We start from the raw sequence: 325 nt of genomic DNA on the forward strand, positions 1-325 counted from the left end.
AGGTCTGGGTGTTGAGGTCCTTGACCGACACTTTGCCGAAGTCGACAGTGCCGGCGCCGGAAATCACTGGTGCGCAGGCGCTGGGCGTGATGGCGCCGTGGACAAGCAATTCGGTATGGCTGGCGGCGAATACGCTCGGGCAAAGCAGCAAGGCGCCCATCAAACCGGGTGCGAAAACCTTCATGGCGAATGAATCTCCTTGGGTGAAACGGGAGTGCGGGGTGTTGCAGGTACAGCAGCTCAACGGTGGCGCAAACGATCGATGGCCACTCTTCGACTCAAGGTCAGGCACGGCAGGCGCGACCCTTCGGCGACAGGGCCTGGT

The 325-nt window shown here is 61.8% G+C and carries 1 protein-coding gene; it reads right to left on the minus strand.

Annotated elements, in window-relative coordinates; all coding sequences use genetic code 11:
* The coding region (locus tag AC0L3B_RS38905) for a DUF1120 domain-containing protein (RefSeq protein ID WP_473383004.1) at window positions 1-184 on the minus strand (184 nt) is incomplete at its 3' end.
* Window positions 185-325: the final 141 nt, after the last annotated feature.

Source organism: Bradyrhizobium sp. Kon56 (assembly GCF_055807635.1).